Raw genomic sequence first — 26,054 nt, 5'->3', positions numbered from 1 at the left:
TCAAGCATCACGCTGTCGGAGACGAGGTCACTCAGCCGGGACTATGCGCTCCGCGCCCACAACGCACCCGTTGTCGAAACCCATGAACGGTATTCGTTCGCCCTCCGCTCCAGAAGCAGCTCGAACGCTTGTTTGATCCTGTGCACATGCGGCGTCTTGTATTCAAAGCCCGCATTATGAAGATGGATCAGCATCGATGCGTTGACCTCGAAAATTACCACTCTGCCCTCGGAATCGAGCGAGCAGTCGATCCCGAAATAATCGAGACCGATCTGGCGGCGGATGGCATCGAGGGCAGCCATGCCTTTCACTCCGAAAACGCGCTCCGGCTCATTGAGGAAGGCCTCTTCCTCCCTGCGCATCCATTCGACACTGGCCATGCGCGTCGAGGCATGATGCACCTTCCAGCCATCGCCGATGGCGAGATGATAGGGGAGGATCTGGTCTCCGACGAAGATGAAACGATATTTGCGAAACAGCCCATCGGGTGAACTGTAATTGACGAATTCAGTCAGATAGAGGGTCTGCTCTCCGGCCTCTTCGGCAAAGCGCAACAGTGTATCGGCATCGTCGGCCAGCTCCATCATGTCACCGCCATGCTTGCCCGCATGGCGCACGATCAGCGGAAAAGCTTTCGTATCGCCGTCCCGCACCCTTCTCTGCAGATCTTTGGCCTCGATCCGAACCGTCGCCGGCATGACCGCATCCGCAACGCTGGTCAGACGCCGCGAGATGGATTCGCGATCCGTCGCCAACATCAGCCGCGGGTGATTGACGACGGGCCTGTGCAGGGAATCGGCGACATCGATTGCGGACGCCATGACGTCGAGCCCAAAATCGGTTTCCGAAACGAGATTGACGACGACATCGACCCGATCGCTGCAATCCTGCGGATCGTTGCGATAACCGCGCAGAACGAAGAGCACCTCGGTATCGAAGCAACTGTCTCTGATCAGATCCTCATAGGGTGTGTTGCCAGCCTCGGGCGAAAAGAGCAGGAGCGCTCGAAACTTGGCAGGCTTCCTCGCCGCCGGGTAATTACGCACCACACCCATATCGGCAACGATTTGAAAGCAGATATGCGCAGCCGCCGGATTTCCGAATTTGAGTTCGAGCTTGCCGCAGAGCACCAGCGCATCGCGATCGCTTGGTTCGACGCGCAGTGCCTGTTGCGCCGTGATCAGGGCTTCGCGGTAGCGCCCCGTAGCCTCCAGCGCCTGCGCCTTGTTGCAGAGGCAGCGGAAGTCATTGGGAAAGCGCGATAGTCCCTTGTCATAAGCTGCGATCGCCTTGTCGAAATCGCGATATTTCTGGAGAAGATCCCCAAGTTGCGACCACGATCTCACATCTTCGGGCGACTGATGGCAGCTACGCAAGGCTGCCTGCATGGCCTCCGGCATATTGCTCAGCGACTCGATGACCTCTATGCGCTTGGCAAGGGCCAGACCAAAGTCGCTTTTCAGAGAGACCGCCCGGTCAAGGCTCGAAAGCGCCTCGACCGATCGCCCCAACTCCTGAAGCACGAACCCTTGATGGTACCAGGACGCCGCGTCGTCCGGTTGCACCGCAACGACTCTGTCGTAGCACTGCAGTGCCCGGACGAGATCGCCACCGCTTTGATATGCCGTACCGAGGCCAGATATCGCTTGAATATAATCGGGCTTGAGACCGAGCACCGCTTCGAACCACGGGACCGCGTCCTGCGGCCTGCCAACCTGCAGGAACAGAAATCCCAGCATGTTGCACATGACCGGTTCGCGGCTGACAAGCTCGTGGGCCGATAGCAATAGGTGGATAGCGTCCTCGTAGCGACCGGCCCCCGTCAAAGTCTCGGCTTGAGACAAGACATGGGGAGCCGCTGATGCATCGGCCGAAGCATGCGCAGGTGACTGGTTCATCTGGATCGATTTTCAAAAAGTGCCTAGGGTGATTCCAGCCTCTCAGCTGGGCCTTACCCGAGGATGACCTTCCTTCGATCAATTCCAATTCTTAACGCCTGACGACCCGGCGTACGAACGCGTTACAGCGCTGTTGCGGCCTTCACCAGATTCTTAGCATCCTCGCTGTCCCAGACCGCCGGCCCATTCATGGCCGACAGCAGGCAGCCCTTGTTGTCGATGAGCAAAGTCACCGGCAAGCCGAAGGCCAGCCCCTGCTTCTTCAGCACGTTGAACACGCCCATCGTGTTGTCGCGGTAGTAGCCGAGCTTGTCGATGGCATATTCCGTGCGGAAGGCCTTGGTCTTTTCATCGTCGCCCGTGTCGATGTTGACGGCGACCACCTCGAACTTGTCGTTGCCGACGCTCTTTTCGAGCGCGTTGAGCGCCGGCATTTCCTCGCGGCACGGCACGCACCACGTCGCCCAGACGTTCAGCAGAACCGTCTTGCCGGAGAAACTGCCAATCGAAAGCGGCTGCCCCTCGGCACCCTTGAAGGAAACATCCTTCAGCGAGATCGGCGCCGGCGGCACGCTCATGGCGGCGACCTGGCCCTTGGTAAACGGCTTTAAGGCAGCAGCACGATCCCTAGCCGACCCGCACTGATCGGCCGAAGCCGTTTCACCAATGCCATTGCCATACCCCGCCTCCTTCACGTATACCGCTGCCGCACCGGCAATAACCCCAGCGACGGCGGCAAGCAGAACAAGTTTCATGGACGGCAGACCGAACGGCTTCTTTGCTGTCATTACATTCTCCAGGTGGGCATCTCATGACTGACGGCACGGACACCAAATCCTCCAACCAGATGTGGGGCGGACGCTTCGCTTCCGGCCCCGCGGCGATCATGGAGGAGATAAATGCCTCGATCGATTTCGACAAGAAGCTGTTTGCCCAGGATATCCGCGGCTCAATCGCGCATGCGAGCATGCTCGCCAATCAAGGCATCATTTCAACCGAGGATAAAGACAAGATCGTTCACGGGTTGAACACGATCCTGTCAGAGATAGAAAGCGGCAATTTCGAATTCTCCCGCCGTCTCGAAGACATCCATATGAACATCGAGGCGCGGCTTGCGACCCTGATCGGCCCGGCGGCCGGACGCCTGCACACGGCCCGCTCGCGCAACGACCAGGTGGCGCTCGACTTCCGCCTCTGGGTGAAGGAAGAGCTGCAGAAATGCGAGCAGGCGCTGACCGGTCTGATCGCAGCCTTCCTCGATCGCGCCGAAGAGCATGCCGAAACCGTCATGCCCGGCTTCACGCACCTGCAGACGGCACAGCCCGTCACCTTCGGCCATCATTGCATGGCCTATGTCGAGATGTTCGGGCGCGACCGCTCGCGCGTGCGCCATGCCATCGAGCACATGGACGAATCGCCGATCGGCGCCGCCGCCCTTGCCGGCACCGGCTTCCCGATCGACCGCCACATGACGGCGAAGGCACTTGGCTTCCGCGAACCGACCCGCAATTCGATCGACACCGTTTCCGATCGCGATTTCGCCCTCGAATTCCTGTCAATCGCCGCCATCGCCGGCATGCATCTGTCGCGGCTTGCCGAGGAAATCGTCATCTGGTCGACGCCGCAATTCGGCTTCGTGCGCCTGTCCGACGCTTTCTCGACCGGTTCCTCCATCATGCCGCAGAAGAAGAACCCGGATGCCGCCGAGCTCGTGCGCGCCAAGACCGGCCGCATCAACGGCTCACTGGTGGCGCTGCTGACCATCATGAAGGGTCTGCCGCTCGCCTATTCCAAGGACATGCAGGAAGACAAGGAACAGGTCTTCGACGCCGCCGAAAGTCTGGAACTGGCGATTGCCGCCATGACCGGCATGATGCGCGACATGACGATCAACACCGCCCGCATGAAGGCCGCCGCCGGTTCCGGCTATTCGACCGCGACCGACCTTGCCGATTGGCTGGTGCGCGAAGCAGGCCTGCCCTTCCGCGATGCCCACCATGTGACGGGACGCGCCGTGGCGCTTGCCGAAAGCAAATCCTGCGAGCTGGCGGAGCTTTCGCTTGCCGACCTGCAGGCGATCCATCCCGACATCACCGACAAGATCTTCGATGTTCTGACGGTCGAAGCCTCCGTTGCCAGCCGCAAGAGCTTCGGCGGCACGGCACCTTCCGAAGTGCGCAAGCAGATCGCTTTCTGGCGCGCTCGCAACTGAAAAGACTGACGAAACCGCACTCAAACAATCAGGGTGCACAAGACGCGGAAACTTCGCTAAGAAGAGTGACTTTCGCGCTAGAGCCGGATGATTTTAGGTCGAAACGATCTAAAATCATCCGGCTCTAGAATCAAAGAAGTAGAGCATGATGTCGTCCGAAACCGCTCACACTTTTCGGCATCATGCTCTAGTCGCCCAAGAGGATTTCGATGCAGATCAACATGCCGCACATCATCCGCCTGACCGTCGTGCTTTCGGTCGTCGGCCTTGCCGTCGTCGGATGTGGCCGCAAAGGCCCTCTCGATCCGCCGAGTGCTCATGCGACCAAAGGCGGCGACGTCTCCAAGCCGACGAAGGAGCCGGGCACGGAGGACAAGAAGTTCTTCCTCGACCCGCTTCTCTGATTAGGCAGCGACCGTGAACCATTTTGAGTATCGCGACGGCATCCTCCACGCCGAGGATGTTCCGGTTCCCGAGATCGCCAAGGCGGTCGGCACACCCTTCTACGTCTATTCGACGGCAACGCTGGAGCGCCACTATCGCGTCTTCGCGGAAGCCTTCGGCGATGTCGATGCCATGGTTTGCTACGCCATGAAGGCCAATTCCAATCAGGCCGTGCTGAGGACGCTTGGTCGCCTTGGCGCCGGCGTCGACGTCGTCTCGGTCGGCGAATTGCGCCGGGCATTGGCCGCAGGCATTCCGGCCAGCCGCATCATGTTCTCCGGCGTCGGCAAGACCGCGCAGGAAATGGATGTGGCTCTGGAAGCCGGCATCTACTGCTTCAACGTCGAATCCGAACCGGAACTGGAAGTGCTGAACCAGCGCGCCATTCGCGCCGGCAAAGTGGCACCCGTCTCCTTCCGTATCAATCCGGATGTCGATGCGCGTACCCATGCGAAGATCTCGACCGGCAAGAAGGAAAACAAGTTCGGCATTTCCTGGGAGCGTGCCCGCGCCGTCTATGACCGCGCCGCCACTCTCCCGGGCATCAAGGTCACCGGTATCGACATGCACATCGGCAGCCAGATCACCGAGCTGCAGCCCTTCGATGACGCCTTCAAGCTGCTGCGTGATCTCGTGGAAACGCTGCGAAACGACGGCCACGACATCCACCACGTCGATATTGGCGGCGGCCTTGGCATTCCCTACCGTGACGACAACAATCCGCCGCCGCTGCCGGATGCCTATGCTGAGATCGTCAAGAACCAGCTGCGCGGTCTCAATTGCAAGATCGTCACGGAACCGGGCCGCCTGATCGTCGGCAATGCCGGCATCCTGGTGACCGAGGTCATCTATGTGAAGGACGCCGGCGACAAGTCTTTCGTGATTGTCGATGGCGCCATGAACGATCTCATCCGCCCGACGCTCTACGAGGCCTATCACGAGATCCGGCCGGTTGAGCTTGGCAATGCCAATGCCCCGCGCATCAAGGCCGACGTCGTCGGCCCGGTCTGCGAAACCGGCGATTATCTGGCGCTCGACCGCGATATGGCGATGCCGAAGCCCGGCGATCTTCTTGCCGTCAGCTCGGGCGGGGCTTACGGCGCTGTGCAGGCGGGCACCTACAACAGCCGGCTTCTGGTGCCGGAGGTTCTGGTCAAGGGCGATGAGTTTCATGTCATCCGCCCGCGCGGCACCCACGAGGAGCTGATTGCGCTGGATTCGATCCCCGCGTGGCTCGAAGACTGATCTGTTTCAGTTCATTGATTTCGGGCAGGCCCGATAAAATTCCACCTGCCCGACTGATCACGTTTCGGCGAAGTCCGATGAAAAAACAGGCTTAAGCGCCTCTTGCCCTCGTCTTCGCCACAAAGAATGTTATCTTTGATTGAATGGCGTCTCGCCGGGCGCCGCTTGCGTGAGCGTGTGGGACGCCGCGCCATCCCCAACGGGCGAATGGAGCCGGATGATTTTAGATCGAATCGATCTGGATCTGAATCCGCTCTAGAATCAAAGAAGTAGAGCATGATATCGTCCGAAAGCCGCTTATACTTTTCGGCATCATGCTCTGGCCATCAACGTCAGATCGGGAGAAGACCGGACCGATGACCAGCCCCAGCAACCCTAAGAAGGGCGCATTCGCCACCCGTCCGGCGCTGGCGCGCATGGTTGCGGTCAAGCGTCTCTTTGCTCGGCTGGTGCTCGTCAGCGAACAGCTTCTGCCGCGACTGCTGTTGCCGGCATCCATTCTGGCCCTGTTCCTCTCCGTTGCCTGGTTTGGCATTTTCCGCATCGCGCCGGATATTCTGCGCTTTTTGCTGCTTGCCGCCTTCGCGGTCGGCTTCGCCATCTCCCTCTATCCCCTGCGTCGCCTGCACTGGCCAAATACCGGTGAGGCGGATCGGCTGCTGGAGGAGCGCAACGGCCTCGCCCACCAACCGGTCACGGTACAAGAAGATGAGCCGGCGCTCGACACCCCCTTTGCCCGCGCGCTCTGGCGCGAACACCAGACGCGCATGGCCGAGCGCATCGCCGCCTTGGATGCCGGTCTGCCGAGACCCGATATCACGCGTTACGACCGCTTCGCACTGCGCGCTATCCCGGCATTGCTGCTGGTGACGGCTTTCAGCTTTTCCATGTCCAACAGCGGCGGCTCGCTGGACGATGCCTTTACAACGTCGACCTCGACATCGAGCAATCCTGATGTCCGCGTCGATGCCTGGGTCACCCCGCCCTATTACACCGGTGAAGCGCCCGTCTATCTGACGGGCAATGTCGACAATGCCGGCAATAGCCTGAACGTGCCGCAATTCTCCGAGCTTACCGTGCGTCTTTCCGGGGCTGCGACGGATGAAAAAGTGCTGTTCCAGGCGACTGGCGCGGAAAAAGGCGTCGAAATTCCCGAGCAGGCCGCGGATGCCGACAAGCAAGGCCTGGCTGGCGCAACGCCTCCCGCCGCACCACCCGCAGCAAACAGCACCGGTAATGCCCCAACCGCGGACGGAATGATTGCCCGCACCCACGTTCTCAAGCTCGAAAAGGGTGGCGAACTGACCGTCAACGGCAAGTCCTGGTCCTTCAATGTGGTCGTCGACAAGCCGCCGGAGATCACTTTCGACGGCATTCCGCATGCGACGGCTAACGGCGCACTGGAGCTCGGCTTCAAGGTCAAGGATGATTACGGCGTCGAGGAAGCCCATGCCGAGATCGTGCCGGTCGAATCCGATCCGGCAGCCAAACCCCTCTATGGCCTGCCCGAATACAAGCTGGAGCTTCCGCGTCGCGATCGCCGCAATGGCAAGGGTCTGGCAACCCATGATCTGACGCAGGATCCGCTTGCCGGCAAGCGCGTCCGCATCACCCTCGTCGCGAAGGATGGTGCCGGCCAGACCGGCCGCAGCTCACCCTACGAGATGGTGCTGCCGTCTCGCAATTTCAGCCAGCCGCTCGCCGCCGCCGTGGCGGAGGAGCGCCAGGTGTTTGCGCTCGATACCCGCAAGATGCCTGAGGCGATCGAACTCAACAAATCGCTGACCATCCGCCCGGAAGAGACCATTCCCGATCTCGGCAATTATCTGGCGATCAAGTCGGCGCTGACGCGCATGAAGCTCGCAAGTAGCGAAGCGTCGCTGAAGGATACCGCCGACTATCTCTGGCAGATCGCGCTTGGCATGGAAGACGCCCAGCTGACCGATGCGGAAAAAGCGCTGCGCGATGCCCAGCAGAAGCTCTCCGACGCCCTGCAGCGCAATGCGTCCGACGCCGAGATCAAGAAGCTGACCGACGAGCTGCGCAAGGCGATGGACGCCTATATGAAGGAGCTGGCCGAGCGCATGCGCAACATGCCGGCACAGCCCAATCAGCGCTCCGCCAATATCCTGCGCCAGCAGGACCTGCAGCGGATGATGGATCAGATCGAGAATCTCGCCCGCTCCGGCGACCGCCAGGCCGCGCAGCAGATGCTTTCCGAACTGCAGCAGCTGATGAACAGCCTCCAGGCCGGTCGGCCTCAGCCCGGACAGCAGCAGAACCAGGCAAACGACAAGATGCGCGAGCAGATGGACAAGCTCGGCCGCATCATGCGCGACCAGCAGAAGCTGATGGACCAGACCTTCAAGCTCGATCAGGCCATGCGCGACCGCATGCAGCGCGGCGATCCCAACGAGGATGGCGATGGCCTGATGGATCAGCCATTGCCCGGTCTCAACGATCCGATGCGCCCGGATATGGGTCAGCGTAACCAGGGCCAGCAGGATCAGCAGCAAGGCCAGAACCAGCAAGGCGAAAAAGGCAAGGATCCCACCGACGGCATGACAGCCGATCAGCTGCGCGACGCGCTGAAACAATTGCGCCAACAGCAGGAGGATCTCGGCAAGCAGCTCGGCGAACTCCAGAAAAACCTGGGCTCGCTGGGCATGAAGCCGAACCAGAATTACGGCAAGGCGCAGCAGGAAATGAAGGGCGCCTCAGGCCAGCTTGCCGAAGGCAATGGCGAAGGCGCCGTGCAGGGCCAGGGACGCGCTCTTGATGCGCTACGCAAGGGCACGCGCGAGATGATGAACCAGCTCATGGCCCAGATGCAGCAGCAGGGGCAAGGCCAGGGTCAAGGCCAGATGCCGGGGCAAATGGGCCAGGGAGGCCAAAATGGCCGCGATCCGCTCGGCAGGCTACGGGATGGTCCCTTGGATGCGCCTGATAGGGACATGGTGCCGAAGATCATCGATGCCCAGCGCGCACGTGAAATTCTCGACGCCATTCGCGAACGGCTCAGCAACAATCCCACATTGAGCGAAGAACGGCGCTATCTGGAGCGTTTGCTGAATCTGGGGCAGTGAGACGGCAGCGCCTCACCGATGAAATCGCCGCCCTTCTTTCCGAATTCCTCGAAGAAGCAGCGAGTGACAGGAATGGACGTCAGCGCAAAACCTCTGCGCTGACCCTCAATGGTCCTCAGGCAGCCAAGGCGCGCGCAACGGCCTTGCGGATATCGGGCAGAGCGAAGGGCTTGGCGACGACGTCGACGATCTTTTCCATAAGGTCGTCTGCACGCTCGCGCTGCTCTGCATAGCCGGTCATCAGCAAGATTTTCATCCCAGGGCAGGTCGAATGCGCCTGATGGGCAAGCTCGATGCCGTCCATCACGGGCATGCGGATATCCGAGAGAAGCAGGTCGTAGCCGCCCTGTTTCAACTTTTCCAAGCCTTCCGCGCCGTCGGCTGCCTCTTCGGTCTCGTGGCCGTCCAAGCGCAGCGCGCGGGCGACGAAGGTACGAAGCGAGTCTTCGTCTTCCGTGATCAGAATTTTTGCCATGGTCCGTGCTCCTGGTCCGTCAGGTTCCGCGACCGAAATCACCAGAATTCCGTTTGCGATCGGTAAACAACGGGCAGGCGATCGGCTCCGTGGTTAACGAGTCGTCATCGCTGGAGCAGAATGGGACAGGCGGGCACGCCGCCTGTATTAACTTAAGATCAGGCCTCAGCGTCGCCCGTGACGACACCGACAAAGGGCAGTTCGCGGAAGGCGTAGGCGACATCCATGCCGTAGCCGACGACGAAATAATCGGGGCATTCGAAGCCAACATAATCGGCCTCCAGCTCTTCCTGGCGCTTGACGCTCTTGTCCAGCAGCACGGCGAGCGTGACATTGCGGGCGCCGCGCTCATAGAGCAGTTCCTTGGCGAAACGCAGGGTGCGTCCCGATTCCAGAATATCGTCGATTAACAGGACGTCGCGATCCCTAACGTCGCTGTCGATATCCTTGACGATGCGCACGCCTTGAGACGTCGTACCCGCACCGTAACTCGAAAGAGTGATGAACTCGACTTCGGGCGCAAGTCCCGTCTCGTGCAAAGCGCGTAACAGGTCCGCCGCAAAAATGAACGAGCCCTTGAGAATGGCGATGACGAGGAGATCTTTCGTCGGCCCGCTAGCGATTTCCTTTGCCAAAGCGTGATTGCGCTCGGCAATCTGCTCGGCAGTGAAAAGCGGCTCGATATTCTTCCCGCGTACGACAGGCATTGATTGGCATGCTCCATGGCTGCGCGGCCATAGGCCGCCGATCAAACCATAGCCCGTAGCACAATCAGCGAGCCCGACACACCCCCTAAGGCATGAAGGAGAGCCGAACTTCAGGCGTTTTTCCACCGGGATGCTGCAGCCGCGTCGAGAATCCGCGGCTTTCATGCGGCCCGAGACGATCGACCGGCGTGTCCACCACGATGCTTCTCACCAGCTGGTCGCCGGCGAAAAGATCGGCGCGCACCTGCGGAACCGAAAGCGTCGCACCGCTGACATTCTCTATGATGCCGTTCAGCCGCAGGACGGGCAAACCATTCTCATCGCGTGGCGTCAGCGTCACGTGCGAGAACTGCAGCGGATCGGCCGTCGCCTCGGTGGGTGCACCGGAAAGACCGGAAAAACCACCGGAAAGTCCGAAGATCAATATTGCGAGGCAAACGATGAGCGCCACGAAACTGCGTCGCGATGCCTGCTGCAAAACTTCCTCGACCCCTCGCAGGACAGACAGGGTGCGCGAAAGGGTAGTCTTGCGCGCCACTGGCTGCGGTCTTGGTTGGGTACGCCCGCCATAGCGCATATTGACGCCCGATGCCGTGCGCCCGCGCGCCGCGGAAACGGTCACGAATTCGGCATCGACGATATCGGGTTTCGGCATGACGTAATGCACCTGACCCGATGCCGTCCCACGTTCGGGCGGAATAAGGTCATAAATCAGCCCCGTCTGTCGTGGACGGTGGCGAAAAGCGCCCATGATGGCCTCCCGTTGCGGTGATCCACATGGTTTCGACGCCCATTGCCAATCTGGGCATTGAAACGAATCCTGCCCAGTCGTAAATTTTATTGGTTAATGCTTCGCAAAGATCGCCATGAATGGGGCGCCTTTCCAGAAAAATTTACCGGCTGTTAATGCCATTGGTTAACAAGTCGCCTGATTGAACCCTGCGGAAGACTGGACTGCCCGTTGATTCATTTTGAGAACGTCGGTTTGCGTTACGGCATGGGTCCGGAGATCCTCCGCGACCTGAGCTTCGACATACCGAAGAAATCGTTCCAGTTCCTGACCGGCCCTTCCGGCGCCGGCAAGACGACGCTGCTGCGGCTGCTCTTCATGTCGCTGCAGCCGACGCGTGGGCTGATCCGCATGTTCGACCGGGAGATCTCGTCGATCCCGCGCAACGAACTGCCGCTGCTGCGCCGCCGCGTCGGCATCGTCTTTCAGGATTTCCGGCTGCTCGAGCATCTGACGACCTATGAAAACGTCGCCCTGCCCCTGCGTGTGCGCGGCAAGGATGAAAGCTCCTACCGCACCGATGTCCTGGAGCTATTGAAATGGGTCGGCCTGGGCGAGCGCATCAATGTGCTGCCGCCGGTGCTCTCGGGCGGTGAGAAGCAGCGTGCCGCCATCGCCCGCGCCCTCATAGACCGCCCGGAAATCCTACTTGCCGATGAGCCCACAGGCAATGTCGACCCGCCGATGGCGCGCCGCCTGCTCAACCTGTTTCTGGAGCTCAATCGCCTGGGCACCGCCGTCGTCATTGCCACCCACGATCTTGCCCTGATGGACCAGATCGAGGCGAGGCGCATGATTCTATCGGGGGGGCATCTCGATATCTATGACTGAGCCCGCTCCCCGCAGGAAAGCCCCGAACGCCGGGACGCCGCAAGCACGGCAAGCTCCTGGCACACCGCCTGGCGAGCGCAAACGCCCGGAAATGCGTGTGCGCCCGACCGGACCGATCGTGCCGTCCTCCAACATTCAGGGCAATGCGCTCATCGTCGTCATCGCCATCATGGCCTTTCTCGCCTGCCTGACGCTCGGTGCGGTCAGCATGGTGCGCTCGACGGCGGCGAGCTGGGAAAGCCAGATCTCCCGCGAGATCACCATCCAGATCAAGCCGGACGACAATCTCGATATGGAAAAGGCGCTGACGAGCGCCCGAGATATCGCGTTGAGCTTCGTCGGCACCAAATCGGGCCAGATCGTCGACGAGGCAGCAACCGCACGCCTGCTCGAGCCCTGGCTCGGCGCTGGCCTCGATATCAAGGAACTGCCCGTTCCGCGTCTCGTCATCATTACCATCGATGAGACGCATCCGCCTGACTTCGAGGCAATGCGCGCCCTGCTCAAGGCGCAGATCCCGCAGGCAACCCTGGACGACCACCGCACCTGGGTCGACCGGCTCGTATCGATGGCACACACCACCGTTCTCATCGGCACCGGCGTCCTGCTGCTCGTCTTCACTGCCATGGTCCTGACGGTGGTCTTCGCCACGCGCGGCGCATTGTCAGGCAATCGCCATATCGTCGAGGTGCTGCATTTCGTCGGCGCCGAAAGCACCTTCGTCGCCAATGAATTCCAGAAGCATTTCCTGAAGATCAGCCTCAAAGGATCGGGAGCCGGCAGCGCACTCGCCGCCCTGTTCTTCGCAACAGCTGGAATCCTGCAGAGCCATACGATTGCCACGCCGCAGACCGATCAGGCAACAGCATTGTTCGGAACTTTCTCCGTCGGCGCACTCGGCTATATCGGCATTCTCGCTACCATGATCATCATCGCTCTGCTGACAACGCTGACGGCGCGCTTCACCGTCATGCGCACGATCTACGAGATCGATCTGATCCGCTCCGATCCCGGCCGGACGGATAGCGTACAGAATTGACGCTTCCGTGATGTTTTTTTACCGTTTGCCAGCCCGTTCCTTGCCGCAATTGGCGTATAATACCGAATCATGAGTATGGATCTGACGACTCGCAAGACCGTGAGTTCGCAGCCGTTGCGGGAACATTCCCGCGGCGACAGACCCGTGCGCCGCAGCCTGTTCCGACGTCTTTTGCGCTGGGGCGGCTTTGCCTTCATTTTTTTGGTCGCCATCATTTTCGGCGGCTTCCTGCATTTCGCCGATTCGATCACCACCTTGAAGCCGCCGCTGGACCCCAAGGCCGATGCCATCGTCGTGCTGACGGGCGGCTATCAGCGTATCGATCAGGCGGTGGAGCTGCTGCGTACCGGTGCCGGCAACCGCCTGCTGATATCGGGCGCGCATCCGACCACAACGCCGACGCAGATCCGCAAGCTGACGCAGAGTTCCGCCAGCCTGTTCAGCTGCTGTGTCGACATCGGCTATGACGCGCTCGATACGATCGGCAATGCCCGCGAGGCAGCAAAATGGATTCATGCCAGAGGCTATAAGAGCGTTCTCGTGGTGACGAACAACTACCATATGCCGCGCAGCCTCGCCGAGCTGAAGTATGTCGATCCCTCGACCGATTTCATTCCCTATCCGGTCGTCAACTCCGATCTGAAGACCAAGAACTGGTTCACGGACCCGAACGCGCTTCGCACGATGATCTCCGAATATGCCAAGGTTCTCCTTGCGGGTGCCCGCAACCTGACCGGTCTCGGACGGCCGATAGGCCTGCGCTCGCGGCAGCCTATCGAGGATGACGACTGAGGCTTGCCACACCAAACTCCGTAACGGTTTGCGCGATATCAAAAGCGTCAAGTGCAAAGATCAGATCTTGCAGATCGCGACGCGATGCAAGACGCGAAAAGCACGCAAGCACCGACTTTTTATTGACGCTGTAATCGTGTAGGCAAACCTTCGGATGCCGGCGCAAGCCGGTGCGTTGGGAAAGCCTCGATGATTATCTTGCGTTCGATCCTGTTCAATACAGTCTTCTATGCCAATCTGATCATTCGCATGATCGTGTTGACGCCGATCTATTTCCTGATGCCGCGCAAGGCAGCCTATGCGATCCCCAAGGCATGGGCGAAGTCCAGCACCTGGCTGATGGAGAAGATCGTCGGGACGACCTTCGAGATCGAGGGACTTGAGAATCTCCCCAAGGGCAGCTTCATCTTCGCGCCCAAGCATCAATCCTTCTGGGATACGTTCGCACTGCTGCCCTATCTCGACGATCCGGTCTATATCCTGAAGCGCGAGCTGATGTGGATACCATTGTTCGGCTGGTATGCCGGCAAGCAGCGCATGATCCCGGTGGATCGCAGCGCCCGCGGCAAGGTCATGTTCGACGTCCTGAAGCGCACCCGCGAAGAACTCGCCACAGGCCGCCAGCTCATCATCTATCCCGAGGGCACCCGCCGCCCGCCGGGCGCCGAACCCGTCTATAAATACGGCATCGCCCGCATGTATCGCGACCTTGGAATCCCCGTCGTCGCCGTTGCCATGCATCCCGGCCTCTTCTGGCCGCGCCGCACCTTCCGCAAGTATCCCGGCCATATCAAGGTACGCATCCTGCCGCCGATCGAGCCCGGCATGGACCCGGATGCCTTTTTCGCACGCCTGATCGAGGAAACGGAAAAAGCAAGCGACGAGCTGCTGGTCGAGACGATCGCCAACAACCCGAACCTGCCGGTTCCGCCGACGGCGGCGCAGCGTCTGGCCGAGATCGCCAAGGCAAAGCCCGTTACCGCCGCAGTCTGAGAAAACTCTGGACGCAACGAGATGGACTCAGGATGCCTTCCGCATCCGTTCCACTTCGCCGGCGACCTGCTCGAGCCAATGATCGTGAATACCCATGTCGCGCAAATGCGTCAGCGTATTGAAAACATAGGCATCGTTCGGGCCGGAGCGGCCGATGGCGGCTTCCACCACATGCGCTGCCTCCACCGCATCCAGCGAACCGGCATATTGCCTGTGGTTGCGATCGACGACATAGGCGACGGCGGTCACGCGCCGCCCGTCGGCGAGCCGGATCGGCAGGGTCTTTTCCAGATAGACGTTGGTCACGAGTTCGCGCTCGCGCAGATAGGTCAACACCTCATCCCAGGACGAGGCCGGAACCCGAAAGGCCATGCCGCGGCAGGAACCGCCGCGATCGAGGCCGAGGACCAGGCCGGGGTTTTCTTCCGTGCCGCGATGAACCCAGGAACGGACGCAGAGCGAGCGACGATAACCAAAAATCAGAGCCTCGGCCCGCTCGTCATAACCAAAGCCCGGATTCCACATGAGGGATCCGTAGCCAAACACCCAAAATTCGTCCATATCCAACGCCAAATCACTGTGAAGCTTCAGTCCAACCATTGGAGAACAACATGGCAGCGTCAAGCCAGAGCGTAACGACCGGCCGAGGCAAGCGTCTGTGGCTCATCCTTCTGGGGCTGGTGGTGGTCCTGGCCGGTCTTTACACCGGCGGATGGTACTATGCGACCAGTTTCGTCAGGGCCAATGTCCTGAAAGCGCTCGGCCAGCAGAACAGCGCCGGCGTTGCCGGAAAATGCGAGAACATGGCCTTCAACGGCTTCCCCTTCTCCATCGGGCTCACCTGCGACACGGTCACGGTCGACAACCAGACGCGTGGCGTCTCCACCAATTTCGACAGGCTCAGCGCCTCCGCACCCGTCTTCCAGCCCAACCATGTCAACTGGAGCCTGAAATCCCCTGCAGAATTGCGGACGACGGAGGGCCTGACCGTATCGGCCGAATGGACCGACCTGCAATCGAACCTCGTTGCCAAGGGCCGCGGTGTCGCGCAAACTCAGACTGTCATCGAAGGGTTGAAAGCCGGCATCGTCTCCTCCGTCACCGGCCAGAGCGTCAATGTCACCGCTGCCCATACGGAGATGCATGCCAACCAGAACGGCAGTGACCTGGATCTCGCCATCGGCGTCGAAAATGCCAATGCCGTGATCAAGGATTTTCCGCAAACGCTGCCGACCGCATCGACGAGCGCCAACGTCACCCTAGCTGGCAAGGCCGGCTTGCTCGATGGCAGCGACCGCGAGGGGCTTCGCGGCACCGCCGGCGTGCTGCATCAAGCGGTCATCGACATCGGTGACGGGCGCATCATGACGCTTTCCGGCCCCTTCAATTTTGACGATGAGGGTTTTCTGTCCGGGCAGTTCAAGCTGGAGATCAACCAGATCGGGCCATGGGGCGATAGCCTGACCAATACGCTTCCCGCTGCCAAGAACATCATCAAGACGGCGACGAAGATGCTGAAGGCGCTTGCCAATGGCGGCGACAAGGTCTCGGTTGATCTGACAGCCGATCGTGGCCGCCTCTCGCTCAGCGGCTTCATCCCGCTCGGCAAGATCCCGCCGATCTGAGAGCCTATTCTTTGCGGGTGCCGGAAATATCCTTCACGAAGAATATCTCCGGGCTCGGCTGGATGATGCGAAGGTCGATGCTACCGGCGGCCTTGAAGCCGTTGCGGCGGTGCCATGCCTGCGGCTCAGCCTCCGCCCATTCGCTCGATGTCATCAGATGCTCGGCACCCTCGTCGATCATGGCGGTTTCCCAGGCGTGGAACAAGGCTGTTCCCACGCCGGCGTGCTGGCGCGACGGCAGCACACGGATCATGTCCATATAGGGTATTTTGCCCCAGAAGCGGCTGAAGCGCAGAAAGCCGACGAGCTCGCCACCCTTCTCGGCCACGAAATATTCGCCGTGTTGGATGCAGCGGCTGATCCAGGCTTCGCTCGCATCATCGTGCTCGATGAGCCAGGGCCGATCTTCGGAGCGCCCGCGCCTGACGATCATGAGCGCCCTTCCCTTGCGTCGGGATGCCTATTCCTTCGCATCCAGCGCGTGACGGCCGAAGTCGGGCACGTCGACATCCTGGCCGGCTTCGACGATCGAGCGGCGAATGGCGCGGGTGCGGGTGAAGAGTTCGAAGATCTTGTCGCCGTCCCCCCAGCGGATGGCGCGCTGCAAGGACGCCAGATCCTCCGAGAAGCGCGACAGCATTTCCAGGATGGCATCGCGATTGTGCAGGCAGACGTCGCGCCACATGGTCGGATCGGATGCGGCAAGGCGCGTGAAGTCGCGGAAGCCGGAAGCGGAATATTTGATGACTTCCGACTCGGTCACCGTCTCCAGATCGTCGGCGGTACCGACGATGTTATAGGCGATCAGGTGCGGCAGATGCGAGACGATCGCCAGGACCTTGTCGTGATGCTCTGGGTCCATTTCGTCGACGCGGGAGCCCAAAGTTTCCCAGAAGCCGCGAAGCGTCTTGATCGCTGCCTCGTCCGTGCCCTGGACCGGCGTGAAGATGCACCAGCGTCCCTTGAAGAGACCTGGAAAGCCCGCATCCGGGCCGGACTTTTCCGTACCCGCCAGAGGATGGCCTGGAATGAAATGCACGTTGGAGGGCATATGCGGCTGCATCTGCGCGATGACCGAGGCCTTGGTCGAGCCGACATCGGTGACGATGGCGCCCGGCTTCAAATGCGCGGCAATTTCCTTGGCGACGCTCTCGGAGGCGCCGACCGGCACGGAGACGATGACGAGATCGGCATCATCAACCGCTTCGGCCGACGATGGCGTGTAACGGTCGCCGAGCTTCAGCTCTTCGGCGCGCTTCAGCGTCTCGGCGCTGCGCGTCGAGATCACCATTTCCTTGGCAAGCCCAAGTCGCTTGATATCGTGGGCGATGGAGGAGCCGATAAGGCCGATACCGATCAATGCGATACGGTCGAACTGGAGATTGCTCATGCCTTGCGTCCCATAAATTCGGTCAGAGCGTCGATGACGCCGAGATTGGCCTCTTCGGTGCCGATGCTCAAGCGCAACGAATTCGGGAAGCCATAGGCCCGGACGGCGCGCAGGATATAGCCGCGGCTCGTGAGGAAATCGTCAGCCTCCGCGGCGCGCTTGCCGTCGCTATCGGGGAAATGGATCAGCACGAAATTCGCAACCGACGGCGTTACCTTGAGGCCGAGAGCCTCAAGCGCAGCCGTCATCTTCCCGATCCAGAGCGTATTGTGCGCTACGGCCTTCTCGGTGAAGGCTTGATCGCGAATGGCGGCCGCCCCAGCCGCGATGGCGGCGCTGTTCAGATTGAACGGAGCACGCACGCGGTTGATCGCATCGACGATATCGACCGGACCATACATCCAACCGATGCGAAGGGCCGCCAGACCATAGACCTTCGAGAAGGTACGGGTCATGACGACGTTCTGGTTTGCCGAAACGAGCTCAAGGCCGGCCTCATAGTCGTTGCGACGGACATATTCCGCATAGGCCGCGTCGAGCACGAGGATGACATGCTTCGGCAGGCTCGCCTGCAGACGGCGGATCTCGCTGACCGGCACATAGGTTCCGGTGGGATTGGCGGGGTTGGCAATGAAGACCATCTTGGTCTTCTCCGTGACGGCGGCCAGGATCGCGTCGACATCGACGGTGCAATCCTTTTCCTTGACCGTCACAGGCGTCGCGCCGGCCGCCATGATCTGGATTTTATAGACCAGGAAGCCGTGCTCCGTGATGATGCCTTCGTCACCGGTGTCGAGATAGGTGTGGCAGAGCAGGCCGAGCAGCTCGTCCGAGCCGGCTCCGCAAAGAATATTGGCCACATTCAGCCCATGCACATCGGCGATCGCCTGGCGCAATTCCTTGGCCTGTCCATCCGGATAGCGTTCGAGATGTTCGGCAGCACCGCGGAAGGCTTCGATGGCCTTGGGGCTGGCGCCAAGCGGCGTCTCGTTGGAGGAGAGCTTGAACACGCGCGCAACGCCCGGCGCATGCTCCTTGCCCGGCACATAGGCGGCTATATCGAGAATGCCGGGACGCGGGACGGGCTTGCTCATTTCCATGCTCATGGGATCGACCTTGGGAAAGACCGGAAAATTCCGGTTTATGACACCCCGTCGCATTAATGCGGATTGACAAATTTGTCGAGTGTGACGCGACGGCGAAAGCATCAGGTGCCGTCGCGCGTCGTCGGTATGCCACGCGGCGCTAGAACCGGCACGAAGACACGACGCGAGGCACGAACAGCAACGGGCAGGCCCTGATAAAGCCGTTTCTGCGCCTCGACGATGATGACGCCCGAAAATGCCGGCCAAAGGGTGCGGCCGACCCGCTCGAAGGCGCGGCGCAGCCGCAGCACCGTGCGCAGTTTGGAAGGTGGGAAGAAGAGTGCTTCTGCGGTCGCACCCGGCGTGAAATTGGTTTCACGCAGCAGCGACGTAAGCTGGCCGCGCGAATAGGGCCGGCCGGAGCCGAAGGGCGTGTGCTCCATGCGCGCCCAGACACCACGACGGTTCGGCACGGCGATGACAAGCCGCCCGCCCGGCGCCAGCACACGCCAGAGCTCCTTCAGCGTCTCCCGCGGGCTTTCGGCGAATTCCAGCGAATGCACCATCAGCACCCGGTCGATCGAACTATCCGGCAGAGGAAGCTCTTCATCGAAGATCAGCGCCGTCGACGAGGCCGAACCCATCGGCCAGTTCACCGCTCCCTGCCCCGCCGGCATGAAGGCGAAGGTGCGCTCGGTATCGGCGCGGAAGCGATCGAGATAGGGAACGGCATAGCCGAGGCCGACAAGCCGCTCTTCCGGCATCCGCGCCCAGATGGAGGACAAAGCCATGGCGATCGACTGCTCCGCCAAGCGACCGAGCTCGGAATGATAAAACTGGCGGAGATCGACAATATCGGCGTGCATCGAAACAAATGTTATCAGCCGAGCGTTGGACTTCAAGGCCGAACGGCTTACATTCTCCATCAACGTAAAAGACGAGGACGATTTCGATCATGAAACCATTGGAATTAGAGATTTTTATCTGCCGTTCCGACAATTTCGGCGTCTTGGTCCACGATCCGGAAACCGGATTGACGGCATCGATCGACGCTCCGGAGGCAGATGCCGTCCTGAAGGCGGCCGATCGGCGCGGCTGGACGATCAGCCACATCCTGACGACCCATCATCACACCGATCACGTCGAGGGCAATCTGGCGCTGAAGGAGCAGTTCGGCTGCGAGATCATCGGCCCGATCAACGAGGCCGTCGCCATTCCCGGCCTCGATCGCGCCGTCGGCGATGGCGATACGTTCGAGTTCGCCGGCCATACGGTCAATGTCATCGAAACGCCCGGCCACACTGCCGGCCACGTCTGCTATCACTTTGCCGACGACAAGCTGCTTTTTGCCGCCGATACGCTGTTTGCGCTTGGCTGCGGCCGCCTGTTCGAACGGCCGGCAGCGGATATGTGGGCGTCGCTGCAGAAGCTCGCCGTGCTGCCGGACGAAACGGCCGTTTATTTCGGCCATGAATACACGCTCTCCAACGCCCGCTTCGCGCTGACCATCGATCCCGACAACGAGCGGCTGAAGGCGCGCGCCGCCGATATCGAGGCATTAAGGGCGGGGGGTAAGTTCACCATTCCGACGACGCTGGCGCTGGAGAAGGAAACCAACCCCTTCTTGCGCGCCGCCGATCCGTCGATCCGCCGCCACCTGCTGATGGAAAGCCGCAGCAATGACGAGGTCTTCGCCGAGATCCGCAAGCGCAAGGACAATTTCTGATGCAGGCAAAGGAGATCATCGAAACGCTTTCCATGCAGCGGCATCCGGAAGGCGGTTGGTACGTGCAGACGTTTCGCGACGAAAATGGCGGCGCGCGTGGCCATTCCACCGCGATCTACTATCTGCTGGAGGCGGGCGAACGGTCGCACTGGCACCGGGTCCACGATGCCGCCGAGGTCTGGCACTATTATGCCGGCGCGCCCCTCGCTTTGCATCGCTCGGCCGACGGCAATGCCAGTGAAAGGCTCGTACTCGGCATGGATCTGGCGAAGGGCGAGCGCCCTCAGGCGATCATTCCCGCCAACTGGTGGCAATCGGCCGAAAGCCTCGGCGAATTCACGCTCGTCGGCTGCACGGTCGCACCCGGCTTCGAATTTTCAAGCTTCGAGATGGCGCCGCCAGACTGGAAGCCGATCTCAGACTGAACCTCTTTTACCTTTCATTGACATCACGCAGGATGCGACCAGACGGCGCGCAGCGGCAGTCTTGAAAAAGCGACGCGCTGTGTCAGCTTTACACGGGGAGAGTGAAAATTGATTCAACTGGAGGAGGTTTTTTCGTGCGTTTGTTGTTCCCTTTGCTCGTTGCAGCAGGTTGCGTCATGAGCGCGCCTGTCTTTGCCCTTGATGCACCGGCTTCGCCGCCGGCCGAAAAGCCCCTGAAAAACTTCGTGACTTCGGTCGAGAAGGATGGGTCGATTACCTTCCGCCTCTATGCTCCAGCTGCAAAGGCGGTTTCCGTTGCCTTGGGCTCGCGCGATTCCATCGCCATGCAACGCGGCGACGATGGCACATGGAGTGCGAAAACGGAGGTGCTGAAGCCGAACCTCTACGAGTATTACTTCAACGTCGACGGCTTCCGCAGCATCGACACCGGCACCAATGCGCCCAAGCCGCAGCGACAGGTCAATACCAGCCTCATCCTGGTGCCCGGCAGCATTCTCGATACCCGCAACGTACCGCATGGCGACCTGCGGCTGGTGACCCTACATTCCAAAGCGCTCGATTCGGAGCGGCAGATGTATGTCTACACGCCGCCCGGCTATACCGATTCCTCCAAGCCGCTGCCCGTGCTCTATCTCTATCACGGCTTCGGCGATACGGTGGGGTCCTGGGTCCTCCAGGGCCGCGCGCCGCAGATCCTCGACAATCTGCTTGCCGAAAAGAAGATCGAGCCGATGATCGTCGTCATCCCCGATACGGAAACCGACGTACCGAACGCGATCGCCGAGAATTTCCCGGCCGCCGATCGCCGCGCAAACTTCTATCCGGCAAATGCCGAGGCCGCCGATCGCGAGCTGACCGAAGACCTTATCCCGTACATGAAGAAGCATTATCGGGTGCGAAACGAGGCAAGCGGCCGCGCCGTAGCCGGCCTGTCTCAGGGCGGCTATCAGGCCCTCGTGTCCGGTCTTTCTCATCTCGACACCTTCGGCTGGGTCGCCACCTTCAGCGGCGTCAGCACCACGACCGTTCCGAACAAGACCGTCGATGCCGTCCTGAACGAGCCGGAGAAGATCAACAAGGCTCTGCATAACTTCACGGTGACGGTCGGCAGCAAGGACCAGGTCGTCGGCAAGGATGTGGCCGGCCTCAAGGCGACGCTCGACGAGAAGAAGATCAAGCATGAGTACCACGAATATCCGGACCTCCAGCATGAGATGGATGTCTGGCGGCCATCGCTCGTGGCCTTCCTGGAAGAGGTCTTCAAGAAATAAACGGCAGCGATTGCGGCGGAGCTATTCCGCCGCTTCCGCCTGCGTCGGCACTGCATCGTCCCGACGCAGGATCATGCGATGGGCGGCCAGTACCGCCCCACCGGTCACGAGCAGGCAAGCAAGCGCAATGCCCCAGCTCGGCTCCGCAAAGCCGAACAGCGTGAGGATGAGCGTCGACAGCAGCGGCGCAGCATAGCTTGCCGCGCCGAGAATCTGGATATCGCCGTTCTTGACGCCGTAGTCCCAGGCATAGAACGCAGCCCCGACCGGAAAGAGGCCAAGGCCCAGTACGGCGATCCACTGCGCCGTGTTCTCCGGCCAGATGGTTTCCTCCAGGCCAAGATGGCAGAAAAGGGAAAGAATCGACGTCACGAGGCAGAAGATGGTGACAACGTCGGTGGAAACGGCCTCGAAACGGCGCGTGATCAGCGAATAGCCGGACCAGGTGAAGGCGCAGAGGAAGGCCGCGCCATAGCCCACGGCATAGGCGCCCTCGAAATGGAATCCATTACGACCGACGATCAGAACCGTGCCCGCCAGCCCCATCAAGGCGCCCAGGATATGATACCAGCGCAGCCGCTCGCCGGGCAGCAGCGCGGAGCCGACGACGATCAGCAACGGCCAGAGATAGGCGATCAGCCCTGCCTCCACCGCCGGTGCATGGCGCAACGCGGTGAAATAGAGGAAGTGGTAGCCGAACAGGCCGGCAATGCCTGTTATCCAGACCTTGGCGGGTTGCCGCAGCAGCTGCAGGCGCTCGGGTGTGAGCAGGAGGACGACGATACCCGGAATGCTGCCGATAGCAAAGCAGATGGCGAGCAACTGAAATGGCGGCATCTTGCCGGAGGCGACGGTCAAGAGCGCCAGAAACGACCACATCAGAATGGCCGAAAAGCCCGTCAGCGTCGCGCGAAATTTCACCCCTGCCCCCAGTTCGTTATCGCGGACATCCCCGGCCCGCTAAAGCAATTCCAGGAAAATGCACAGCAATTTTCCATCTGGAATTGCGTAAGAACAACAGCGAGAACCGTCAAGTGATTCCGCGAAGCGGTTGACGGGGCTAGCTGCCGTATTTTACGGCCGTGATCGTTACCGTCCCGTATTGCGTCGGGATGCGGACATAGACCGGGGCATAAACATTCATGGTATCGGCCTTGGCAAACCAGATCTCCATATTGTCGCTCTTGGCGAGATAGAGATAGTCCTTGCGCGTGCTCTTGTAGCCGCTCTTCGGCGTGAAGCGCACAGCGCAGGCGATGGTCTTGCCCTTGAAGCCATCGGTCGAGAAGGGATGCGACCCCTTCGGCGACAATTTCAGATCCATGCGCATCTCGCCGTCGAAGACAGCCAGCGTCTGGTTGCAGAGGTTGAGGCTCGGCGTGATCGGAAAGATCATGCCGGATATCGGATCGAGCACAGCCTTCAGGTCCGCTTCCGTAAGGGGAACCCAGGTGTCCGGGCGCTTCGGTTCAGGCGTGATCGTGTTCGACGTCACATTGCCGTTGGCATAGGCGACATCATAGGTGCGCTCTCTCTTGCCGCTCTTGTAGAAGAGCGTGTAGTGCGTCGCCTGCAGCTTGCTGTCGTTGACGACGCCGGTCACATCGGTCCGCGCGTCGATGGAGGTCACGAGATCGGCAAGGCCGGCCGAGGTGATATCGCCGCGAATGGTGAACTGCTTCCCCGTGACCTCGGTCTTGAAATCCGCCCGGGCAATCGGCAGGCCGGCCAGCGAAACGCGATAGCGCGTTTCATGCCGCAGCACATCGGCCAGAGCCATTGACGGCACCGACGCAACGATAGCTGAAATAATAAGCCACTTCCGAATTTGAACCATGATCAAGGCCTTCAACGAGGATCAGGCAAGTTATATAGTCGCTTTGCTCGCCTGCTGCGAGCGCCAGACAACAGCAGCTTTTTGACGGAATTGCGGGAAAACACAAGGTTTGGCTTGACGCGGCCGGCCTCTCTGACTATAGAACCGCAACTTTCCAATTACGGCCTGTTGGATTGCGTGCAGGGCTTTGCCCGAGATGACTATCCGATGGCCTAGAAAAACAAAAGTAGGTGTACCATGTCCCGCATGTGCGAATTGACCGGCAAGGCCGTCCTCGTGGGCAACAATGTCAGCCACGCCAACAACAAGACCAAGCGTCGGTTCCTGCCGAACCTCTGCCAGGTCACGCTGATCTCCGACGTTCTCGGCCAGCGCTATCGTCTGCGCGTTTCCGCTGCAGCGCTTCGCTCGGTTGAACATCGCGGCGGTCTCGACGCTTTCCTTATCAAGGCAAGCGAAAACGAACTCAGCATGCGCGCTCGCCTGCTGCGTCGTCAGATCGTCAAGAAGTCTGCCGAAGCTGCTGTTGCTGCCTAAGCACTAGCGCTTCGCGATATCATTACCGGCTAAGAGGCTTGCACGGATCATTTCCGGACAAGCCTTTTTCCATGTCCGGTTTCCTTCAACTGGTGGCATCTCCCAGGATAAAAAAATGCTGACATTGCGTCATACCCTTATCTACGTTCTGCTGATGACGCTGGTCGTCGTCGCTTCCAATATCCTCGTGCAGTATCCGCTGCAGGCCACCCTCGCCGGCATCAATCTCGCGGATATCCTCACCTGGGGCGCCTTCACCTATCCGGTCGCTTTCCTCATCACCGATCTGACCAACCGCCAGTTCGGCCCCAGGGCCGCGCGCAAGGTCGTCTTCGCCGGCTTCGTCGTCGGCGTCGCGCTGTCCTTCTATACGGCGCAGCCGCGCATCGCGATCGCCTCCGGTTCGGCCTATCTTGCCGGCCAGCTGCTTGATATCTCGGTCTTCAACCGCCTGCGCCGCATGGCCTGGTGGCGCGCGCCACTGTTCGGCTCGCTGATCGGCTCGATGCTGGATACGCTGATCTTCTTTTCCTTCGCTTTCGCGCCTTTCTTCGTCTTCTTCGGACCGAACGATCCCTTCGCGATCGACTCGGCACCGATCCTCGGCGTGTTCTCGACATCTGCCCCGCGCTGGATTTCCTGGGCGATCGGCGATTTCTCAGTCAAGGTGACCGTCGGCCTCGTGATGCTGCTGCCCTATGGCGCGCTGATGAACATGCTGAAGCCGATGTCGCAGGCGCCGACCGCCTGAGCGGTCGATCGTTCGGCGCGGATCATTTCGATGCGCGCCGAGACTCCTTTTACCGATATGACAGGCAGTTCAGGACGGCGGCGGCGAAGGCATCCAGGCTTTCTGCCATCATCAAATGGCCGGTATCGGCAATATTGATCCGCGCCGTGCAGAGATCATTCGCCCAATCGGGAACATCCCAGCCCTCCGCCGAGCGACGTCCGGCAATCAGATAAACGGGAATGTCGGATTGCAGAATGCCGCGCACGGCCTCCAGATAGGTAGGCTCGCCCGTTGCCGCGACCACCGCCTTCGCCTGCGCCTTGATCGTCGACGGCGGCTGATTGGCAAGCCAGCCTCTGGCGAGCGATGACGTCCAATCGTTGATCTGTACGCCTGCGCCGGCGATCCACGCGTCCGGATCGGCTTCATAGCCCGACATGATGCCTGCCACTTCCTCGACCGGCTTCACGGCAATCTGGCCCGACCAGAATGCATCCTTCAGCGTAAAATTTCCTTCGACGCTTGTCAGCGATTCGATGAGTTCGGGGAAATGGCTGGCGACCAGCATCGAAACCGCGCCGCCAACCGAATGGCCGACCAGATGCACCCTGCCCGCGCCAAGGCCGGATATGAAATCCGCGATATGACGCGCCTGATCAAGAAGAGAGAGGCTGCTGGTGTCCGCCGCGCGGTTGCGACCATAGCCGATAAGATCGGGAGCATGAACATCGGCATTTCCGAAAGCCGCCAGGATCTTGGGGTCGCTCAGGCTGCCAAAGAGCCCATGCACCAGCACGATAGGTTTGTCGGGAGCAGACATGTCGAGGAATCCGGTTGTTGGAGCAAAGGTGTCGCTTAGCCCACGACCGAGATTTGCTCAATGCAGGCGCAG

The 26,054-nt window shown here is 60.5% G+C and carries 27 protein-coding genes; 14 read left to right on the top strand and 13 right to left on the bottom strand.

Going from position 1 to position 26,054, the window contains the following annotated elements:
* Positions 1-41: 41 nt before the first annotated feature.
* A complete protein-coding gene (locus AC13Q5_RS13710; protein WP_488501973.1) occupies positions 42-1,898 on the bottom strand; it encodes a tetratricopeptide repeat protein in 1,857 nt (618 codons plus the stop codon).
* 122 nt (positions 1,899-2,020) lie between these two features.
* Positions 2,021-2,686 carry a thiol:disulfide interchange protein TlpA gene (gene tlpA, locus AC13Q5_RS13705; protein WP_488501972.1) on the bottom strand — a complete coding sequence of 222 codons (666 nt, stop codon included), beginning with the start codon at positions 2,684-2,686 and terminating at the stop codon, positions 2,021-2,023.
* Positions 2,687-2,709: 23 nt separating this feature from the next.
* Between tlpA and argH the strand changes: the two genes are divergently transcribed.
* From argH to AC13Q5_RS13685, 4 genes are all read left to right on the top strand, one after another.
* Positions 2,710-4,110: an argininosuccinate lyase gene (argH, locus tag AC13Q5_RS13700; protein ID WP_488501971.1), complete on the top strand. Its 1,401-nt coding sequence runs from the start codon at positions 2,710-2,712 to the stop codon at positions 4,108-4,110.
* 209 nt (positions 4,111-4,319) lie between these two features.
* Entirely contained in the window at positions 4,320-4,514 is a 195-nt protein-coding gene (gene lptM, locus AC13Q5_RS13695; RefSeq protein WP_015341316.1) for an LPS translocon maturation chaperone LptM, read from the top strand.
* A gap of 13 nt (positions 4,515-4,527) precedes the next feature.
* A complete protein-coding gene (gene lysA, locus AC13Q5_RS13690; protein WP_488501970.1) occupies positions 4,528-5,799 on the top strand; it encodes a diaminopimelate decarboxylase in 1,272 nt (423 codons plus the stop codon).
* 356 nt (positions 5,800-6,155) lie between these two features.
* Positions 6,156-8,885 carry a TIGR02302 family protein gene (locus AC13Q5_RS13685; protein WP_488501969.1) on the top strand — a complete coding sequence of 910 codons (2,730 nt, stop codon included), beginning with the start codon at positions 6,156-6,158 and terminating at the stop codon, positions 8,883-8,885.
* A 115-nt stretch (positions 8,886-9,000) separates the two neighbouring features.
* Here AC13Q5_RS13685 and AC13Q5_RS13680 read toward each other — a convergent pair whose 3' ends face one another.
* The 3 genes from AC13Q5_RS13680 to AC13Q5_RS13670 form a co-directional block, all read right to left on the bottom strand.
* The gene (locus AC13Q5_RS13680; RefSeq protein ID WP_069612925.1) at positions 9,001-9,360 is read right to left on the bottom strand and encodes a response regulator; all 360 of its coding nucleotides are present in this window, start codon (positions 9,358-9,360) and stop codon (positions 9,001-9,003) included.
* A gap of 158 nt (positions 9,361-9,518) precedes the next feature.
* Entirely contained in the window at positions 9,519-10,067 is a 549-nt protein-coding gene (gene hpt, locus AC13Q5_RS13675; protein ID WP_095435999.1) for a hypoxanthine phosphoribosyltransferase, read from the bottom strand.
* Positions 10,068-10,152: 85 nt separating this feature from the next.
* Positions 10,153-10,818: a hypothetical protein gene (locus tag AC13Q5_RS13670; protein ID WP_457882210.1), complete on the bottom strand. Its 666-nt coding sequence runs from the start codon at positions 10,816-10,818 to the stop codon at positions 10,153-10,155.
* Positions 10,819-11,028: 210 nt separating this feature from the next.
* Here AC13Q5_RS13670 and ftsE point away from each other — a divergent pair, with 210 nt between their 5' ends.
* The 4 genes from ftsE to AC13Q5_RS13650 all read left to right on the top strand — a co-directional run bounded on the left by ftsE (position 11,029) and on the right by AC13Q5_RS13650 (position 14,512).
* A complete protein-coding gene (gene ftsE, locus AC13Q5_RS13665) occupies positions 11,029-11,688 on the top strand; it encodes a cell division ATP-binding protein FtsE (RefSeq protein ID WP_075853762.1) in 660 nt (219 codons plus the stop codon).
* Positions 11,681-12,727 (top strand): cell division protein FtsX, encoded by a 1,047-nt coding sequence (locus AC13Q5_RS13660; protein ID WP_075853761.1) that lies wholly within the window; start codon positions 11,681-11,683, stop codon positions 12,725-12,727. The genes ftsE and AC13Q5_RS13660 overlap by 8 nt, the downstream gene beginning before the upstream one ends.
* Before the next feature lie 75 nt (positions 12,728-12,802).
* Positions 12,803-13,519, top strand: coding sequence for a YdcF family protein (locus tag AC13Q5_RS13655; RefSeq protein ID WP_075853760.1), 717 nt, complete (start codon positions 12,803-12,805; stop codon positions 13,517-13,519).
* 189 nt (positions 13,520-13,708) lie between these two features.
* Positions 13,709-14,512: a lysophospholipid acyltransferase family protein gene (locus tag AC13Q5_RS13650; RefSeq protein ID WP_075853759.1), complete on the top strand. Its 804-nt coding sequence runs from the start codon at positions 13,709-13,711 to the stop codon at positions 14,510-14,512.
* 27 nt (positions 14,513-14,539) lie between these two features.
* Here the strand turns inward: AC13Q5_RS13650 and AC13Q5_RS13645 are convergent, their stop codons facing one another.
* The gene (locus AC13Q5_RS13645) at positions 14,540-15,112 is read right to left on the bottom strand and encodes a gamma-glutamylcyclotransferase (protein ID WP_075853758.1); all 573 of its coding nucleotides are present in this window, start codon (positions 15,110-15,112) and stop codon (positions 14,540-14,542) included.
* 11 nt (positions 15,113-15,123) lie between these two features.
* On the opposite strand from AC13Q5_RS13645, the gene AC13Q5_RS13640 reads away from it, so the two are divergent.
* The gene (locus AC13Q5_RS13640) at positions 15,124-16,137 is read left to right on the top strand and encodes a DUF2125 domain-containing protein (protein ID WP_075853757.1); all 1,014 of its coding nucleotides are present in this window, start codon (positions 15,124-15,126) and stop codon (positions 16,135-16,137) included.
* Positions 16,138-16,141: 4 nt separating this feature from the next.
* On the opposite strand, the gene AC13Q5_RS13635 is transcribed toward AC13Q5_RS13640, so the two are convergent.
* The 4 genes from AC13Q5_RS13635 to AC13Q5_RS13620 form a co-directional block, all read right to left on the bottom strand.
* On the bottom strand, positions 16,142-16,570 hold the full coding sequence (locus tag AC13Q5_RS13635; RefSeq protein WP_488501968.1) for a GNAT family N-acetyltransferase: 429 nt from the start codon (positions 16,568-16,570) through the stop codon (positions 16,142-16,144).
* Positions 16,571-16,597: 27 nt separating this feature from the next.
* The gene (locus tag AC13Q5_RS13630; RefSeq protein WP_488501967.1) at positions 16,598-17,527 is read right to left on the bottom strand and encodes a prephenate/arogenate dehydrogenase family protein; all 930 of its coding nucleotides are present in this window, start codon (positions 17,525-17,527) and stop codon (positions 16,598-16,600) included.
* Positions 17,524-18,633, bottom strand: a complete 1,110-nt coding sequence (gene hisC, locus AC13Q5_RS13625; RefSeq protein ID WP_457882203.1) for a histidinol-phosphate transaminase — start codon at positions 18,631-18,633, stop codon at positions 17,524-17,526. Before hisC ends, AC13Q5_RS13630 begins: the two co-directional genes overlap by 4 nt.
* Before the next feature lie 101 nt (positions 18,634-18,734).
* Positions 18,735-19,514: a class I SAM-dependent methyltransferase gene (locus AC13Q5_RS13620; protein WP_075853834.1), complete on the bottom strand. Its 780-nt coding sequence runs from the start codon at positions 19,512-19,514 to the stop codon at positions 18,735-18,737.
* Positions 19,515-19,567: 53 nt separating this feature from the next.
* On the opposite strand from AC13Q5_RS13620, the gene gloB reads away from it, so the two are divergent.
* From gloB to AC13Q5_RS13605, 3 genes are all read left to right on the top strand, one after another.
* Positions 19,568-20,338: a hydroxyacylglutathione hydrolase gene (gloB, locus tag AC13Q5_RS13615; RefSeq protein ID WP_075853753.1), complete on the top strand. Its 771-nt coding sequence runs from the start codon at positions 19,568-19,570 to the stop codon at positions 20,336-20,338.
* Positions 20,338-20,763 (top strand): cupin domain-containing protein, encoded by a 426-nt coding sequence (locus AC13Q5_RS13610; RefSeq protein ID WP_488501966.1) that lies wholly within the window; start codon positions 20,338-20,340, stop codon positions 20,761-20,763. The genes gloB and AC13Q5_RS13610 overlap by 1 nt, the downstream gene beginning before the upstream one ends.
* Before the next feature lie 134 nt (positions 20,764-20,897).
* Complete coding sequence (locus AC13Q5_RS13605; protein ID WP_488501965.1) at positions 20,898-22,055, top strand: esterase; 1,158 nt, start codon at positions 20,898-20,900, stop codon at positions 22,053-22,055.
* A gap of 21 nt (positions 22,056-22,076) precedes the next feature.
* Here the strand turns inward: AC13Q5_RS13605 and yddG are convergent, their stop codons facing one another.
* Positions 22,077-22,976, bottom strand: a complete 900-nt coding sequence (yddG, locus tag AC13Q5_RS13600; protein ID WP_488501964.1) for an aromatic amino acid exporter YddG — start codon at positions 22,974-22,976, stop codon at positions 22,077-22,079.
* Positions 22,977-23,115: 139 nt separating this feature from the next.
* Positions 23,116-23,892, bottom strand: a complete 777-nt coding sequence (locus AC13Q5_RS13595) for a DUF3108 domain-containing protein (RefSeq protein ID WP_488501963.1) — start codon at positions 23,890-23,892, stop codon at positions 23,116-23,118.
* 237 nt (positions 23,893-24,129) lie between these two features.
* Between AC13Q5_RS13595 and rpmB the strand changes: the two genes are divergently transcribed.
* Positions 24,130-24,429 (top strand): 50S ribosomal protein L28, encoded by a 300-nt coding sequence (gene rpmB, locus AC13Q5_RS13590; protein ID WP_004107717.1) that lies wholly within the window; start codon positions 24,130-24,132, stop codon positions 24,427-24,429.
* Between the two features lie 115 nt (positions 24,430-24,544).
* On the top strand, positions 24,545-25,180 hold the full coding sequence (locus AC13Q5_RS13585; RefSeq protein ID WP_457882197.1) for a queuosine precursor transporter: 636 nt from the start codon (positions 24,545-24,547) through the stop codon (positions 25,178-25,180).
* Between the two features lie 49 nt (positions 25,181-25,229).
* On the opposite strand, the gene AC13Q5_RS13580 is transcribed toward AC13Q5_RS13585, so the two are convergent.
* A complete protein-coding gene (locus AC13Q5_RS13580; protein ID WP_488501962.1) occupies positions 25,230-25,982 on the bottom strand; it encodes an alpha/beta fold hydrolase in 753 nt (250 codons plus the stop codon).
* Between the last annotated feature and the right edge of the window lie 72 nt (positions 25,983-26,054).

Source organism: Martinezella sp. CNPSo 3964 (assembly GCF_057784375.1).
The sequence above is the reverse complement of the archived record's forward strand: the minus strand, read 5'-3'. Positions and strand labels throughout refer to the sequence as shown.

Bases quoted from the DNA above. Each gene is read 5' to 3' on its own strand.
- argH (WP_488501971.1), top strand. From the start codon at position 2,710: ATGACTGACGGCACGGACACCAAATCCTCCAACCAGATGTGGGGCGGA.
- AC13Q5_RS13685 (WP_488501969.1), top strand. From the start codon at position 6,156: ATGACCAGCCCCAGCAACCCTAAGAAGGGCGCATTCGCCACCCGTCCG.
- AC13Q5_RS13585 (WP_457882197.1), top strand. From the start codon at position 24,545: ATGCTGACATTGCGTCATACCCTTATCTACGTTCTGCTGATGACGCTG.
- AC13Q5_RS13650 (WP_075853759.1), top strand. From the start codon at position 13,709: ATGATTATCTTGCGTTCGATCCTGTTCAATACAGTCTTCTATGCCAAT.
- AC13Q5_RS13680 (WP_069612925.1), bottom strand. From the start codon at position 9,360: ATGGCAAAAATTCTGATCACGGAAGACGAAGACTCGCTTCGTACCTTC.
- AC13Q5_RS13645 (WP_075853758.1), bottom strand. From the start codon at position 15,112: ATGGTTGGACTGAAGCTTCACAGTGATTTGGCGTTGGATATGGACGAA.
- AC13Q5_RS13630 (WP_488501967.1), bottom strand. From the start codon at position 17,527: ATGAGCAATCTCCAGTTCGACCGTATCGCATTGATCGGTATCGGCCTT.
- AC13Q5_RS13580 (WP_488501962.1), bottom strand. From the start codon at position 25,982: ATGTCTGCTCCCGACAAACCTATCGTGCTGGTGCATGGGCTCTTTGGC.
- AC13Q5_RS13655 (WP_075853760.1), top strand. From the start codon at position 12,803: ATGGATCTGACGACTCGCAAGACCGTGAGTTCGCAGCCGTTGCGGGAA.
- AC13Q5_RS13670 (WP_457882210.1), bottom strand. From the start codon at position 10,818: ATGGGCGCTTTTCGCCACCGTCCACGACAGACGGGGCTGATTTATGAC.
- hisC (WP_457882203.1), bottom strand. From the start codon at position 18,633: ATGAGCATGGAAATGAGCAAGCCCGTCCCGCGTCCCGGCATTCTCGAT.
- hpt (WP_095435999.1), bottom strand. From the start codon at position 10,067: ATGCCTGTCGTACGCGGGAAGAATATCGAGCCGCTTTTCACTGCCGAG.
- AC13Q5_RS13660 (WP_075853761.1), top strand. From the start codon at position 11,681: ATGACTGAGCCCGCTCCCCGCAGGAAAGCCCCGAACGCCGGGACGCCG.
- gloB (WP_075853753.1), top strand. From the start codon at position 19,568: ATGAAACCATTGGAATTAGAGATTTTTATCTGCCGTTCCGACAATTTC.
- rpmB (WP_004107717.1), top strand. From the start codon at position 24,130: ATGTCCCGCATGTGCGAATTGACCGGCAAGGCCGTCCTCGTGGGCAAC.
- AC13Q5_RS13595 (WP_488501963.1), bottom strand. From the start codon at position 23,892: ATGGTTCAAATTCGGAAGTGGCTTATTATTTCAGCTATCGTTGCGTCG.
- tlpA (WP_488501972.1), bottom strand. From the start codon at position 2,686: ATGACAGCAAAGAAGCCGTTCGGTCTGCCGTCCATGAAACTTGTTCTG.
- AC13Q5_RS13710 (WP_488501973.1), bottom strand. From the start codon at position 1,898: ATGAACCAGTCACCTGCGCATGCTTCGGCCGATGCATCAGCGGCTCCC.
- AC13Q5_RS13635 (WP_488501968.1), bottom strand. From the start codon at position 16,570: ATGATCGTCAGGCGCGGGCGCTCCGAAGATCGGCCCTGGCTCATCGAG.
- AC13Q5_RS13610 (WP_488501966.1), top strand. From the start codon at position 20,338: ATGCAGGCAAAGGAGATCATCGAAACGCTTTCCATGCAGCGGCATCCG.
- AC13Q5_RS13640 (WP_075853757.1), top strand. From the start codon at position 15,124: ATGGCAGCGTCAAGCCAGAGCGTAACGACCGGCCGAGGCAAGCGTCTG.
- lptM (WP_015341316.1), top strand. From the start codon at position 4,320: ATGCAGATCAACATGCCGCACATCATCCGCCTGACCGTCGTGCTTTCG.